Here is a 15,461-nt window from a genome sequence, read left to right as displayed (position 1 = left end):
GGAAGTGCGGCCTTAAATCTGGCAGTCTGGTCGGACTGATACAATCGCAAACGACTTAGTCAGCGCCTGTAGATGCGCAATGATGCATGCCTGCCTGACCCAGCCAATAGCCATTACTTATGGAGTCCGGGCGGCGTGCGGGCTGATTGGCAATCAAGCGCTCAGCATAGTCAATACTGGACAGGTTGACTGGCAATATTCGGTACCAGTCCACACCAATCTCCCGCATATCCTGCTGATAGTCCTGCAAATCTGTGCATTGTGCCGCTTGGGTTTGAATGCCATTGAGTCTGAGCAGTGACTGATGCTCCTGGGTAAGCACTTCGATGCCTGTCGGATAGGCAATGCAGGCGGTGTTACAGTCATCTTTGCTCAGCCCTTGCTGACGAGCGGTAAAGCAGCGGGCAGAGTGCGCCAGCGGCAGGTAGCCAAATCCGGTGACCTCGGCCTCAAATCCCAGTGCTGACTTATCTGCCAGTACCTTTGTCAGCCAGTCTTTTGACAGCTCAAGGGGCATCACAAAGCGTTGCATCCCCATTTTTTGCAACAACTTAAGTGTCTGTAAATTGTATTGATTGATTTCAGGCCCCGCCACAAACGGCAGTCGCTGTTCGTGCGCCAACTGGACCACCGCCATGTCATTGGCTTCTACCATGAACTCGCCGTTATCCACGATTTTCTTCAGCTCAGTCAGCTCAGATTTGGCTTCCACCAGTGCCAGGGTGGACAGTACGACTTGTTTGCCGGCGTCTCTGAGCTGGTGGGCAATCTGCAGGTAATCGCTGAATTTCAGTTCCCGCCTGCGACTGCAGACCACTTCGCCCAGGTACACCAGTTCGACAGTGGATTGCGCTACCGCATCATAGAAGGCGGTAACTTCATCTTTGTGCCAGCAATAGTGCAGAGGGCCGAGGGAATACTTCATGATCATCTCCGTACGAAAGTCAGTTATTGCCAGCTGCGCTCATAGGCGCCCAAAGTGGTGATTTGTCCTTCAGATACTTTCGCCAGCATGGCATTCCATTCCCGGCGAACTGCAAATTGAGAGGGATTATTCATAAAACTGTCTATTGCCTGACGCCAGATCCGGGTTACCTGCTCCACATAAGCCGGACTGCGCTGGCGCCCTTCGATTTTCAGTGATACCACGCCGGCCTGATAGAGTTCCGGCAGCAGGCTTAAGGTGTTGAGACTGGTGGGAGATTCCAGCAGAAAGTCGGCCTGATTTTGGCTGGCAGTACAGTAACGCCCCTTACAAACCACTGGATAGCCCATCTGATCATTCAGATTGGATTTGTCGATCAGTACATTATTGAGCCGGGTAAATCTGGCGTCGCCAGACTCCTGCCAGCGTACATGTTTTGCCGGAGAGCAGGAGCCGCCGGTGTTGGGCGACTCGCCGGTGACCCAGGATGACAGGTGGCAACGGCCTTCCGCCATAATGCACAGACTGCCAAACGCAAATACTTCAAGATCGACTATGTGTTCTTTGGCTAAATCCCGCACCTGCTTCATCGACAATACCCGTGGCAATACCGCCCGTTCGATATTGAATGTCTGTTTATAAAATTCCAGTGCCTTGGCATTGGTGGCACTGGCCTGCACCGACAGATGCAGCGGCATATCCGGATATTTGTGATGGGCATAGTCGAGCAGTGACATATCGGCCACGATCAGCGCATCCACCTGAGCCTCGGCGGCGAGATCAACGGCCTGATACCAGCGGTGCTCTTCTCCGGGTTTGGGAAAGGTGTTGAGAGTCAGGAATATTTTCCGGCCATGGGCGTGAGTGAAGCGGGCTGCTTCGGCGAGTTTGGCCGGTGTGAAGTTAAGGCCAGCGAAAGAGCGGGCATTGGTATCGTCTTTCAGACCCAGATAGATGGCATCAGCCCCGGCTTTGATGGCGCTTTTCAGCGAAGCCAGATTGCCTGCCGGACACAGCAGTTCCATAACGCATTACTCCCTGATAGCCAGGATGAGTCTCTGGCCACTTTTAACAAATGTCGTTCTGTGATTGGCGTCCGAGTGTAGGGGGAATTTGTGATTCAGGAATTGACTTAAGACAGGTTTCGGCACCGAAAGGTCAGTTATGATCCGCCGATCTGAGAATGCAATTTGATAAGGATATAGAGCATGGCAAATGCCCTGGCCGCCGGTGCGGCAAAGCGACTACTGGAATGGGCACCAAAATTGGCAGCCAAGCCATTGGCTGTTGTCCCTTTTTCGTTGAAGGCGACAATGATCCGACAAGTGTTGGAGCAGGTGATGCAAGAGCAGGCGCAGGATGGAGAGCTGGATTTTCTGCAGGGACGTCAGGTTGCTATCAGGGTCACGGATCTGGCACTTGAATTTGCTGTCAGTTACGACGGAGACTGGCTGATTTCCCCCTATGACAAGAGCTCTGCTGAAGTATGTTTCAGCGCTTCTTCACCGTCACTGTTGCTGGTTGCTTCAGGTAAAGAAGATCCCGACACCTTGTTTTTTCAACGTTTGCTGAGTATCGAAGGGGATACGGAGCTGGGGCTGGAGGTCAAAAATCTGTTGCTGGGCATTGAGCTGGAAACTATGCCGGCGCCATTGCGATACTCGGTGCAGACGCTTGCCACAAGGTTGCAGCAACTGCAGCAGATGGCCCAACCCCAGCCGGTAGTGCCTCATTAAAAACTGTTGCGATTTATGTGCAAGAGTTAATTTGATTTTTCACTGTTGCTTGGATAATGACTGAAATATTTCATTAATTCTCATAAACACAGCAAGTTATATAATCTAAAATCTAAACTTAAGTGGTATATTTGTCTTAAAACTGCTTGAAAACTGATCAGATTTGAGTGAGGTTAAGTCTGACCTTACGCATGTGGTTACGTGAATATTTGGCCTATAAGGAGCTGAAAATGAAATATAGATATGCGTTGTCCAGTCTGGTGTTATTGGCTGCTGTAACCGGTTGTACGTCAACTTCCGATTCCGGAAAACAAGCTGTTGTAGAAAATTACCTGACCCACGACGGTAATGTCTATATTGTCTGGAAAGACCCTGCTGAATATACCGATATTGAATCTACCATGTGGCTGCAATCCAAGTTTGATCAGTACCTGTTTACTGAACTGACCGAAGATTTGGGGCAACTTGCCAACCAATTTCTGGACAAAGACCAGCAACTGGATTTGATGGTAACCAATGTGGATTTGGCCGGTGATGTGCAACCCACCTTCGGTGCCGGACCTGATGATGTGCGGGTGGTTTCTGAACTTTATCCACCCAAGATTGCGTTCGAATATGCACTCAAGCAAAACGGAAAAATCATCAAGCAGGGTAAAGAGAATATCAACGATATGGGATTCCTGTTTGGTATTCAGCCCATTACCAACGATCCGTTCCCATACGAACGACAGATTCTACGCAAATGGTTCAAGGAAACCATTCAGCCTGAACTGACCAAAAACTGATATTGGTTGATTCAGAAACAAACAGGTGGCATAGGCCACCTGTTTTTTTGTCTGGAGCTTCGTCCTGATGATCAGTGCAGCTTCATGCGCGGACGCACGGCTTTTAGCAAACGCTCCGCGATAAACAGCGCAAAACTGCGGGCATAACCATGAATTGCCAGCTGATGCATACGATATAGCGAGATATACATCAAACGGGCAATTTTGCCTTCGATGAACATGCTGTTCTTGCTCAGGTTACCCATCAGACTGCCCACCGTGCTGTAGCGTGACAGATTCACCAGTGAACCATGATCATGATAATGGTATGATTTGAGTGGCTTGCCGGTTAACAGAGCCGGGATATTGTACTCGAGCAGTTGCGCCATCTGGTGTGCGGATTGGGCGCGGGGAGGCACCCACTGACCATTTTCCTGCATAAAGCCACAGCAATCTCCCAGCACAAACACGTTGTCAGTGCCCTGCATTTGCAGTTGTGGATTAACCAGGATCTGATTGGCCCGGTTAAGCGCAATGCCTTCAATGTGAGTCAGTACATCAGGGGCTTTGACGCCAGCAGCCCACAGCATCATATCCGCTTTAATCAGCTTGCCTTCGCTGGTCACAAAGCCTGCTTGGGTCGCTTCACTGATGCGGGTGTTTTCCATCACTTCCACACCCAGCAAGCTCAATTCTTTGCGTGCCGCGGCTGAAAGACGCTCTGGCAGAGCCGGCAGAATTCGCGGACCGGCTTCAATCAGCGAGATTTTCAGCTTGTCTTTGGTCATCTTGCCAAGGCCATAGCTTTTGAGCAGTTCAGCCACATGGTACAGTTCGGCGGACAGTTCTACGCCCGTTGCTCCGGCACCTACGATGGCGATGTTCAGCGCAGCTTTGTCATCAGACTGGTGCATGCGGGTGAAATTATCCAGCAGTTCATTGTGGAACTCCTGGGCTTGTTTATGGGTATCCAGAAAGTGGCAGTGCGCTTTGACACCTGGCGTATTGAAGTCGTTGCTGACGGCACCAATAGCCAATACTAACTTGTCATAGCTTATTTCACGCTGTGGCAACAGCAGTTTACCTTCGTGGTCAAAACACTCAGCCAGGGTGATGGTCTGAGCCTGAGTGTTGAGATCGCAAAACTCGCCCAACATAAACTGATAACCATGTTTGACCGCATGCACCGAATACACCACACCATCCAGATCTGAGTCCAGCGAGCCGGTTGCCACCTCATGCAGCAAGGGTTTCCAGATGTGGGTACGGGAGCGGTCGATAAGCAGGATTTCTGCTTTGCCTTTTTTACCCAGTTTGTGGCCCAGTCGGGTGGCCAGTTCGAGGCCACCGGCGCCGCCACCGACAATGACGATTCGCTGAAGTGTATTGGTCATTTACTCAGTCCTGAATTACCTAAGTGATGCTGGCGCAAAGTCTGCCTCTAATTGCGGTGTTAGTCACGATAAAAATAGGGGTAAATTGATTAAAGTCATTGAAATGCATTTGGCTTTGTTTTATGTGGTGGCGACATTTGCTAATGCTGCTTCAAGGCTGTTGGTAAATATGCTAATCGGTTGAAGCAAGATTGCACTCCTGCAAATGGCTTGTTTCCTGCGGTCTTTGGAAGGACTGCGAATGCAGATATTAAAGAAAATGAAAAAGGTCGCCCGCAGGCGACCTTTTGTTCAGCGATATCTTGTTTAACGAGTGCCGGTCAATCAGGCTTCCAGTTTGGCCAGCTCGGCTTTCTGCTCGTGCAATTTGTCCATATCACGGGTGAACTCAGCCAGTTTGGCACGTTCTTTTTCGATAACCTCGGCAGGCGCCTTGGCCACAAAGCCTTCGTTGGACAGCTTGCCTTCGATACGCTTGGCATCCTGCGCCAGTTTTTCCAGCTGCTTGTCGATACGGGCCATTTCGGCGGCCACGTCGATCAGTCCAGCCATAGGAATTAGCAGCTCCATCTCGCCTACCAGCTGAGTGGTGGACATAGGCGCTGTTTCGCCGTCAGCCAGAATGGTCATGGACTCCAGCTTGGCCAAAGTCGTAAAGAAGGCCTGGTTGGCTTCGATACGGGCTTTGTCCTGCTCGCTGACATTGCGCAGCAGTGCAGACAGAGGCTTGGATGGCGCGATGTTCAGCTCGGCGCGGATGTTACGTACCGCGACGATCACCTTCTTCACCCACTCCAGATCTTCCATCGCCTGAGCGTCAAGCTTGGCAGTGTCATATTCAGGGAAGCTCATCAGCATCAGAGTTTCACCTTCCACGCCAGCCAGCGGCTTAACACGGTGCCAGATGGTCTCAGTGATGTATGGCATCAGCGGGTGCATCAGGCGCTGCAGCTGTTCCAGCACAGTGACCAGGGTATGGCGGGTGCCACGCAGCTGGGCTTCAGTACCATTGTTCATCACCGGCTTGGTCAGCTCCAGGTACCAGTCACAGAACTGGTTCCAGGTGAACTCGTACAGGGTGTTGGCAGCCAGATCGAAACGGTACGCTGCGATATGCTCATCGAAGGTCTTCACTGTGTCGTTGAACAGGCTGATGATCCAGCGATCAGCCAGTGACAGCTCAAGGTCACCACCGGCTTGGCCACAATCCTGACCTTCAGTGTTCATCAACACATAGCGGGAGGCGTTCCACAGCTTGTTACAGAAGCTGCGATAACCGTCCAGACGCTTCATATCCCAGTTGATGTCACGGCCGGTTGAGGCCATGGCTGCCAGGGTGAAGCGCAGCGCATCGGTACCGTGGGCTTCAATGCCCTCGGCGAACTCTTTGCGGGTGCTCTTTTCAATCTTGGCGGCCAGCTGCGGCTGCATCATGTTGCCGGTACGCTTCTCAACCAGAGATTCCAGATCGATACCGTCAATCATATCCAGTGGATCCAGCACGTTACCCTTGGACTTGGACATCTTGTTGCCCTGCTCGTCACGGATAAGACCGGTCACATACACTGTCTTGAATGGCACCTGTGGCTTGCCGTCTTCATCTTTGATGAAGTGCATGGTCATCATGATCATACGAGCAACCCAGAAGAAGATGATGTCGAAACCTGTCACCAACACGTCGGTTGGGTGGAAGGTCTTGAGATCTTCAGTGTTTTCTGGCCAGCCCAGGGTGGAGAAGGTCCACAGTGCGGACGAGAACCAGGTATCCAGTACGTCTTCGTCCTGACGCAGAGTCACATCCGCGCCCAGGTTATGCTTGGCACGCACTTCGGCTTCATCACGGCCGACGTAAACCTTGCCGGCTTCGTCGTACCATGCAGGGATACGGTGACCCCACCACAGCTGACGGGAGATACACCAGTCCTGAATGTCACGCATCCAGGAGAAGTACATGTTTTCGTACTGCTGAGGCACAAACTTGATGTCACCGTTTTCAACAGCTTCAATGGCAGTTTTGGCCAGCGGCTTCACAGAGACATACCACTGATCAGTCAGCAGCGGCTCGATCACCACGCCGGAGCGGTCACCGTAAGGCACTTTCAGGCTGTGGGGATCGATTTTTTCCAAAAGACCCAGAGTGTCAAACTCAGCAACCACGGCGTCACGGGCTTTGAATCTGTCCATGCCGGCGTAACGTTCAGGCAGGCTGCCGTCCAGTTCGTTGTTGAGAGTACCGTCTGTGTTCACCACTTCAGCACTGGTGCGAATTGCCGCGTCCAGAGTCAGGATATTGAACATAGGCAGGGCGTGACGCTTACCCACTTCATAGTCATTAAAGTCGTGAGCCGGGGTGATTTTCACGCAGCCGGTACCGAACTCCATGTCCACGTAATCGTCGGCCACAACCGGGATACGGCGGTTAACGATAGGCAGAATGATCTCTTTACCGATCAGTGACTGGTAACGCTCGTCATCAGGGTGTACGGCAACCGCGCTATCGCCCAGCATGGTTTCAGGACGGGTAGTCGCCACTACCAGGTAGTCTTTACCATCGGCAGTCAGGGCACCGTCGGCCAGTGGATAACGGAAATGCCACATGTGACCGGCTTTTTCTTTGTTTTCCACTTCCAGATCGGAAATCGCGGTGTGCAGCTTGGGATCCCAGTTCACCAGACGCTTGCCACGGTAGATCAGATCATCTTCATACAGACGAACGAATACTTCCTGTACTGCGGCAGACAGACCTTCGTCCATGGTGAAACGCTCGCGATCCCAATCGACAGAGGCGCCCAGACGACGCATCTGACGGGTGATGGTGCCACCGGACTGAGCTTTCCACTCCCATACCTTGTCCATAAAGGCGTCGCGGCCCAGATCATGGCGGCTCTTGCCTTCTTCGGCTTCCAGCTTGCGCTCAACCAGCATCTGGGTGGCGATACCAGCATGGTCGGTACCTACCTGCCACAGGGTGTTCTTGCCCTTCATGCGCTGATAACGGATGAGGGTATCCATGATTGTGTCCTGGAAGGCGTGTCCCATGTGCAGGCTGCCGGTGACATTTGGTGGCGGGATCATGATGCAATAGTTGCCATTGCTCTGATCACCATTGGGTTTGAAATAGCCTTTCTCTTCCCAAACCTGGTAGAGCGCCTGTTCAATAGACTGCGGATTATATGTTTTTTCCATGGGAGCTTACGTTTCTCAAACTAAATTAAGAGGCTCGGTTGCCAGATCCCGGGTAGTGAGGGCGATGCCCATCGTCCGGTATTGCTTGTAGCGTTCACGTGCAATTGCCTTATGGGCGTTATCACTGGCAACGAAATCGACAATTTGGCCAAAGTTTACCGCAAATGCGGGGCTTTGGTCTGCAAGATTAATCAGGACTGCGCGCTTTTTGTTGGGGCCGAGTCGGTCAAAACCTATCTCAACCGGCGCACCTGTCATGGGGCCTTCACCCTTTAAATTGTGGGGTACAAAACTTGCGGCATCAAACTGCCACAGTTGCTCATCAATGGCATAAGCCTGAGTCTTATCCTGGCAATGGATATAGACATCGACACCTTCACGGTAATACTGGCTCGCCAGCTGACAGGCGGTCAGATTCAGATGCTCGATGGCATTCATTGCCGGATTGGCGTCAAGCAGATAAAAAGTCGCCTGGCTCATGGCCTGAATTGTACCCTGTGGAAGTTGGACATAAGGACGGAATACTACACTTTTTGGCGCCATGATAACAGGGCTGTGGCTGGTTACCGTGTGGTTTGTTGCGGGAGCGGATGAAGTGCAGACGGGCGTTCAGACAGAAAGGCCGGTGACTGGTGCGGGAATTGACATCGATGAGCCTGTGGTGGCTGGCGATGACTTTATACCTCAGTTGTGACAGGCACGGGAAGAACGGTCAGGGGCGGCGCGTTAAGCATGTCAGCGCCAACATTTCACTGAAGACTGAGGGCGGTAAGTTGCCCGCTATCCTGATGATACTGTTCATGGCTTTGCAACCAACTTGCCCGGTACGGTTTTTATTCACTAACCAACCAACTAACCAACTAGCCAACCAAAGGCTTACCCGGGAAGCATCTCAGGGGTTATTGGCGGCGGGCGAAATTACGCATCAGAGACAGTGCTATCCCGGCATCCTGAGTTTGTTTGGTGATGTGACCACGATTCTTGAACAGGTCGTTGTATCCTGGCAATTCGGTTTCGGATATCCGGCTAAATCCCATACTCCAGTCAGCAAATTCCCGTTTTTCAATGATTTGAACCAGGAGTTCAAAAATTCCTGTATGGCGTTGGTCCTGCAATATTTGCTGATAGAGTTTGTTGACTACGGACTCTGGGCCTTCCAGTGCCTGAATAAAATCGCCATCGCGATACAGCAGCATGCCGGTGACGCCGAGTTTCTGATTATTGGCGCGGATATTGGTGACCATACCTTCCAGTTCCTGCTCCCTGAACAGCCGCGTCGCACAGGAAATATAGATTAGCTGAATGAGTGGTTCTTTCATTGTGCCTCCCGTGGTGATGTCATTGTCACCGGCCAGTTTAGGTTTCTCAGAGAATCAACTTGCTGAATTGGTCTGTATCCAGCGGGGGATGAAATAAAAATCCCTGATAGTAATGACAGTTAAGCCGTTTGAGAAAGTCCAGTTGAATGGTGTTTTCCACCCCTTCGGCCACCACGGTTAATCCCAGATGGTGCGCCATCACCATAGTGGTTTCGACTATCGCGGCATCATAACCATCATGGGGCAGTCCCTGAACGAAGGACTGGTCGATTTTCAGGGTATTGATGGGAAGATGTTTCAGATAAGACAGGGATGAATAGCCTGTGCCGAAGTCATCCAGTGCAATGCGGATCCCCATTGACCTGAGTTTGAGCATTTTTTCAATGGCAGCCTCAATGTCAGTCAGTGCCACGCCTTCTGTCAGCTCGAATTCAAGTTGACTGCCGACAATGCGGTAGTCCTGCAGACATTGCTCGATGCACTCGATAAATCCCGGATGATTAAATTGATTGGCGCTGACATTGACTGATAAACATAAGGAGGTGTTACCGGCTTCCCGCCAGTATTGCAGATACCGGCAACTCTGTTGCAGTACCCATTTGCCCACAGGAATAATCAAGCCGTAGGCTTCGAGATGAGGAATGAACTCCGCGGGATTGATCAATCCCTTTTGAGGATGGCGCCATCTGAGCAGTACTTCGGCTTTGTGGATGCGTTTGCCGCTACGGTCAACCAAAGGCTGGAAGTGCAGCTCAAATTGCTGCAGGCTGACGGCGGTTGCCAGCTCGGTCTCCAGTTTCTGGCGACGCTGCTCACTTTGGCGCAGCTCTTCATCATAGAAGCGCACACGATTTTTGCCGGTATGTTTGGCGCAATACAGGGCGGCATCGGCAAATCTGAAAATATCTGAATACTGGATTGGTTCACTATCCACAATGACCACACCGATACTGCTGCTGATTTGCGTTGTCAGATAGCCCGCCAGCAAGGGTTTGTTCAGTCTGGCTCTGATGTTTTCGGTGATTGCAGTCAGTTCTGCCTGAGCACTGTGGGCATCAAGTCCGCTGAGGAAAATGACAAACTCATCACCCCCCATGCGGGCCACCAAATCATGCTCTTTGAGTGCAAATTCCTGCAGCGTCTGACTGACTTCACACAGAAGCTGATCTCCGGTGCTGTGGCCATAGTGATCATTGACCTGTTTAAAGTTATCCAGATCGATATAGATGATGGCCGCACAATCATGTTGATGGCCTGACAACCTGTCAGTCAGGTGCTCGATCAGCAGTCGTCGGTTGGCAACCCCGGTGAGTGCATCGTGGTATGCCATAAAGCTGATTTTGTTTTCAGCCGCCACCCGGACAGTAATGTCAGACAGAATGCCGGCAAATCCGGCATATCGCCCGGTCTCATCACGCACGGCACGGGCAGACAGTTCAAAAATACGGGCCTCACCATCGGCATTGAAGAAGGTTATTTCTTCGGTCAACTCTGCTTTCTGGCAACAAAGAAGGTCAGAAAACCCCATGGAGCAGCGGCGGGCATCTTTAGCCTCGACATCATTGAGAAACTCTTTGCCCAATGACTCTCCAACGATAAAACCTGTCAGTGAATACCAGGCCTGATTGAGGAAGGTCCACCTGAGCTCCAGATCCAGATGGAACACCACATCCCGCAGGTGTCCTACCAGATCCTGGTAGCGTTTTTCCGATGCCTGCAAATGCTCAATCAGGCGATTTTGAGCCTGCGAGAGTAATTCACCGGGATTGGGACCTTTATGTCGTTGCGGCATTTACAGCCCCAGTTTCTGTACCATGTCTGCAGAACTGGCAACGGTTGCATACATGGGCATGATTTCCCTGAGATAGTACTCCTGTTCAAAGGAGGTTCGGGCAACAGTGCAGTCCGACAGGATGGTGACCCTGTAACCCAGTTCAGCCGCTTCCCTGCCAGCAGAATCAATACACAGGGAGGTCACGGCCCCGGCGATAATGACGTCGGTAATCTGATGTTGCTGCAATACCTTGTGAAGCGCTGTTTTGGAAAAGCAGCTTAATCCACGCTTACCCGGGATGTTGCCAATATCGGTGCCAAACACTTTGATTTCATCAATGGTTTCCGCTCCCGGAGAGCCTGATTTGAAAGCGCCGTTTTCCTTGATGATTTTCAGAATGCCAATGGGATCTGACAGCTCTGAATAATCTGGCGTGAAGATAATGGGAGTGGTGACAACCGTGGCATCGGTAGGCAGGAGGTGTTCAATAAACACCAGTGAGTTTTGCAGTACCTGACCGACCTGCTCAGAGTTCTCCAGTGCATGGTGCAAAATGCCGTTGGGGGCAAAGTAATCGTTTTGATATCCGATAAGTATCAGCGCGGTGTGTTTTAAATCCATGAGTTTTTCCATTGCTGTTAGCGGCAAAACGCCGGCAGTGGTAACTGCCAGGCTCCTGACTGTGCAGCACCTGTTGTTTGCCTGAGCCGGCGGTCTTTAATGGGAGGTGCGTAGGCCATTGCCGACCCTGTACTGCAAGTATAGTCAATAGTCACTGGGGGGAGGCGCAGACGCATCGATTAACCATATGGTGAGCCACTGCTTTTTGTCTGTTAGCGGTAGTGCTGTCCCTTTGGCTGATATTTACATTTGGTTAACCTTTGCCGATTTAGTCCTTGAATTAAGTGTGTCATCTTGACGTGTGGGCCATTTCAGGGACAGGGACATGATATTAAAAACAATCAAATGGGTATTGCTGCTGGCGCTGGTGGCATTGTCTGTATTTATCGTTAACCTCATCTGGTTCAAGCCATTCAACATAGATCATTATTTTGAGCGGGTATTTTTTGAATTCGCCCTCGACAGTCCTGAGATGCTCAGCCAAATCCATATCCTGGAATCGGTGGGGATTAAATATCATCAGGATGATCTTGATGATGAGTCGATGGCCAGGCAGGAGCAGGCATTTCAGGACCTGAAGCGGGAAATTGCCACACTCAATGCCTATGATGATGCCGGACTCAATCCGTCCCAGCGTTTGTCCAAGACGATTTTGTTGTTTTTCCTCAATGACATGGTGGAAGGGGAGCGATGGCAATATCACAACTATCCGCTGAACCAGCTATTTGGTGTGCAAAGTGGATTTCCTTCCTTTATGGAGTCAGCGCATCAGATAGAGGAGTTGCAGGACGCCCGGGATTACGTGACCCGCATGAGTAAAGTGGATGAGAAATTTGCTCAGATCACGGAAGGGTTGAAGCACAGAGAAGCGATGGGCATTATTCCGCCAACGTTTGTGATTGATAAAGTGCTGGCTGAAATGCAGGCCTTTATTGATGCCCCGGTCGAGGAAAATATTCTCTATACATCACTGCAGGAGAAGATGCTCGCAGTGCCAGCGATCAGCGAGCAGCAGCGCCAGCAGATGTTGACTCAGGCCCGGCAGGTTTTTGAGTCTGACGTCAAGCCCGCCTATCAGGGCTTTATTGACTATTACACAGCGCTCAGGCCCAAATCGACCACGGATGATGGTGTGTGGAAATTACCCGATGGTGATGCCTTTTATGCCTATATGCTCAAGCACCATACGACCACCGATATGGATGCTGAAACCATTCATCAGATTGGTCTGGCGGAAGTGGCCCGCATTCAGGCCGAAATGCTGCAAACATTGGCCAGGCAGGGTATGGATATTCAGGCCGGATTTGCCGCTGCAATGGAACAGCTGGCGGCTGATGAGGAGTTTTATTACCCGGACACTGACGCCGGTCGTGAGCAGATCCTGACTGATTATGCCACTATCATCACCGAGGTTGAGGCTGGGCTGGATGACTGGTTTGCGGTCAAACCCGCGGCATCCGTTGCGGTTAAACGTATTCCACTATTCAAGGAGAAAACCTCGCCCGGCGCATACTATAACGCACCGGCGATGGACGGCTCCAAGCCAGGGGTGTTTTACGCCAACCTCTATGACATCAAGGCTACTCCCAAATATGGTATGCGTACTCTGGCGTACCATGAGGCGATCCCCGGACATCATTTTCAGATAGGGATTCAGCAGGAGCTTAAAGGTGTGCCCACCTTCAGAACCATGCTACCGTTTACCGTCTATTCAGAAGGATGGGCGCTGTACGCCGAGCAACTCGCCTGGGAAGCCGGTTTTCAGAGTGATCCCCTGAATAATCTGGGGCGTTTGCAGGCGGAATTGTTCAGGGCGGTGCGTCTGGTGGTTGATACCGGCATTCACCACAAGCGCTGGACCCGTGAGCAGGCTATCGACTATATGGCGGCCAATACCGGTATGGCGATGTCTGATGTGGTCGCGGAAATTGAGCGTTATATTGTGATGCCAGGGCAGGCAACGGCCTATAAGACAGGTATGTTGAAGTTACTGGCGTTGCGTCAAAAGGCGGCTGAGCAGCTGGGTGATCAATTTGATATCCGGGACTTTCATAATGTGGTGCTGAAAAATGGCGCCATGCCGCTGGCAATACTGGAGCAGCAGGTTAACGCTTATATTCAAACCGGACAATGACGTTTCAGCCAATGGGTGTGCACTCATTGGCTGCTTATCTATCCGCTTCCGGACTGGTGCGATTGTAGACCGCAGACAAATGTGGCGCACTGATGCCAGTTGTTGTGATCCTGTCAGTTGATAATGCCACTGCTTATTGCGTCGCGTCACATCCATGAATTAATTCAGGAAAGTGAGTAGACATGGTTCAGGTGAATCACTAAAATACGCCGCAATTTGGCCCGGATGGGTCATTTTGTTGGCAATATATGCCCGGACAGCTGATCCTCGGTCAGTTGTTTTTTCTGTTTCTATAAGTAGAACAGCATAAATTTCCGGGTCACCTTATGTCAGCATCTGCCTCTTCTTCAGCGGTTGAAATCCGCGCTTCGGCTCCAGCCACAACCACGCTTTCCAGCAATCAGCGAACCGCCATTCTCAGTGTTGCGTTTTTGATGGCAACCACTTCGGTGGGGCCAGGATTTCTTACCCAGACCGCTGTTTTTACCAATATCTATCAAATGGATATGGCATTTCCTGTGCTGGTTTCTGCACTGATTACCTTTGGTATCGTGATGAACCTGTGGCGCATTACCGGGGTTGCCGGGCTGCGCATCCAGGATATTGCCAACAGGGTAGCGCCTGGTCTGGGTTATCTGATTGGCACTTTGCTCGCGCTGGGCGCGGTCGCGTTCAACTTTGGGAATGTCAGCGGCAGTGCACTGGGGCTGAATGTGCTTACCGGGGTGGACACCACCTGGGGCGCGCTGTTTACCGGCATGGTCGGCTGCACGCTGTTTTTGTTGCACAGTGCATCCAAGCGGATGGATCAAATGGCCCGTTATCTGGGGTTGCTGATGATAGTGCTGATCGCGTATGTGGCACTGACCAACCTGCCATCCATTCCGCAAACCCTGGCCGCCGCAGTGATGCCATCGGACTACTCGAGTATGCTATTGCCGACCCTGACCATAGTCGGTGGCGCCGTCGGTGGCTATTACACCGGAGCTCAGAGACTGGTGGATGTGGGACTGAAAGGCGAGAGCCAGTTGGGCGCGATTAACAAAGCGGCCTGGGCCGGGATCTCTATTGCCGTAGTCATTCGGGTGCTGCTGTTCCTGGCGGTACTTGGGGTCATCGCCGGTGGCGCAGTGCTGGATGGGGCCAACCCGGCGGCCGATGCGTTTCGCGCCGGTGCCGGTGATCTGGGATACCACATCTTTGGTCTGGTGTTGTTTGTCGCCTCAATCACCTCAGTGGTGGGCAACTCCTATATGGCAGTGTCGCTGGTAAAAACCCTGTTCCCTGTCATTGCCCGTAATGAAAAAGCCTGGTGTGTCGGCTTTATCATGGTCACCAGCATCGGTACTGTGCTGGTGAATATGCCAGTGTTTCTGCTGATGCTGGCAGGGCTGGTTAACAGCATCATTCTGCCGCTGGTGCTGGGAGTGATGTTGCTGGCTGCCAGGCGTAAAGACATTGTTGGCGATTATCAGCATCCCCTCTGGCTGAGCGCAATCGGTGCCACGATCGTGGTGGTGATGGCCGGCGCCAGTATCTCCAATGTGGGGAACTTTGCCGACAAATTCATCGGCTGATGACAATCCGGCCCTTCCTGCAAAGGAGGGG

The 15,461-nt window shown here is 51.6% G+C and carries 12 protein-coding genes; 4 read left to right on the top strand and 8 right to left on the bottom strand.

The features are described from left to right. Positions 1–55 precede the first annotated feature (55 nt). Positions 56–925: a U32 family peptidase gene (locus tag ACRRUX_RS01490; RefSeq protein ID WP_432526451.1), complete on the bottom strand. Its 870-nt coding sequence runs from the start codon at positions 923–925 to the stop codon at positions 56–58. Between the two features lie 23 nt (positions 926–948). Next, positions 949–1,950 carry a ubiquinone anaerobic biosynthesis protein UbiU gene (ubiU, locus tag ACRRUX_RS01485; protein ID WP_432526449.1) on the bottom strand — a complete coding sequence of 334 codons (1,002 nt, stop codon included), beginning with the start codon at positions 1,948–1,950 and terminating at the stop codon, positions 949–951. 183 nt (positions 1,951–2,133) lie between these two features. Here ubiU and ubiT point away from each other — a divergent pair, with 183 nt between their 5' ends. Together ubiT and ACRRUX_RS01475 are read left to right on the top strand one after the other, a co-directional pair. Then, positions 2,134–2,661, top strand: a complete 528-nt coding sequence (gene ubiT / locus ACRRUX_RS01480; protein ID WP_432526447.1) for a ubiquinone anaerobic biosynthesis accessory factor UbiT — start codon at positions 2,134–2,136, stop codon at positions 2,659–2,661. 230 nt (positions 2,662–2,891) lie between these two features. After that, positions 2,892–3,446: a DUF3016 domain-containing protein gene (locus ACRRUX_RS01475; protein ID WP_432526445.1), complete on the top strand. Its 555-nt coding sequence runs from the start codon at positions 2,892–2,894 to the stop codon at positions 3,444–3,446. A gap of 71 nt (positions 3,447–3,517) precedes the next feature. On the opposite strand, the gene ACRRUX_RS01470 is transcribed toward ACRRUX_RS01475, so the two are convergent. The 6 genes from ACRRUX_RS01470 to ACRRUX_RS01445 form a co-directional block, all read right to left on the bottom strand. Further along, complete coding sequence (locus ACRRUX_RS01470) at positions 3,518–4,819, bottom strand: NAD(P)/FAD-dependent oxidoreductase (protein WP_432526443.1); 1,302 nt, start codon at positions 4,817–4,819, stop codon at positions 3,518–3,520. Between the two features lie 324 nt (positions 4,820–5,143). Then, the gene (locus tag ACRRUX_RS01465; protein WP_432526441.1) at positions 5,144–8,005 is read right to left on the bottom strand and encodes a valine--tRNA ligase; all 2,862 of its coding nucleotides are present in this window, start codon (positions 8,003–8,005) and stop codon (positions 5,144–5,146) included. 15 nt (positions 8,006–8,020) lie between these two features. Further along, entirely contained in the window at positions 8,021–8,485 is a 465-nt protein-coding gene (locus ACRRUX_RS01460; RefSeq protein WP_432526439.1) for a DNA polymerase III subunit chi, read from the bottom strand. A gap of 419 nt (positions 8,486–8,904) precedes the next feature. Further along, the gene (locus tag ACRRUX_RS01455) at positions 8,905–9,324 is read right to left on the bottom strand and encodes a BLUF domain-containing protein (protein WP_432526437.1); all 420 of its coding nucleotides are present in this window, start codon (positions 9,322–9,324) and stop codon (positions 8,905–8,907) included. A 46-nt stretch (positions 9,325–9,370) separates the two neighbouring features. Further along, positions 9,371–11,116 carry a putative bifunctional diguanylate cyclase/phosphodiesterase gene (locus tag ACRRUX_RS01450; RefSeq protein ID WP_432526435.1) on the bottom strand — a complete coding sequence of 582 codons (1,746 nt, stop codon included), beginning with the start codon at positions 11,114–11,116 and terminating at the stop codon, positions 9,371–9,373. After that, positions 11,117–11,719 (bottom strand): cysteine hydrolase family protein, encoded by a 603-nt coding sequence (locus ACRRUX_RS01445; protein WP_432526433.1) that lies wholly within the window; start codon positions 11,717–11,719, stop codon positions 11,117–11,119. Between the two features lie 325 nt (positions 11,720–12,044). Between ACRRUX_RS01445 and ACRRUX_RS01440 the strand changes: the two genes are divergently transcribed. Further along, entirely contained in the window at positions 12,045–13,853 is a 1,809-nt protein-coding gene (locus ACRRUX_RS01440) for a DUF885 domain-containing protein (protein ID WP_432526431.1), read from the top strand. A 326-nt stretch (positions 13,854–14,179) separates the two neighbouring features. After that, complete coding sequence (locus tag ACRRUX_RS01435) at positions 14,180–15,430, top strand: NRAMP family divalent metal transporter (RefSeq protein WP_432526429.1); 1,251 nt, start codon at positions 14,180–14,182, stop codon at positions 15,428–15,430. Positions 15,431–15,461: the final 31 nt, after the last annotated feature.

The organism is Shewanella sp. GXUN23E (assembly GCF_050865035.1).
In the GTDB taxonomy this organism is placed as follows: Bacteria; Pseudomonadota; Gammaproteobacteria; order Enterobacterales; family Shewanellaceae; genus Shewanella.
Note: the sequence above shows the minus strand (reverse complement) of the source record. Positions and strands in the feature narration are given on the sequence as shown.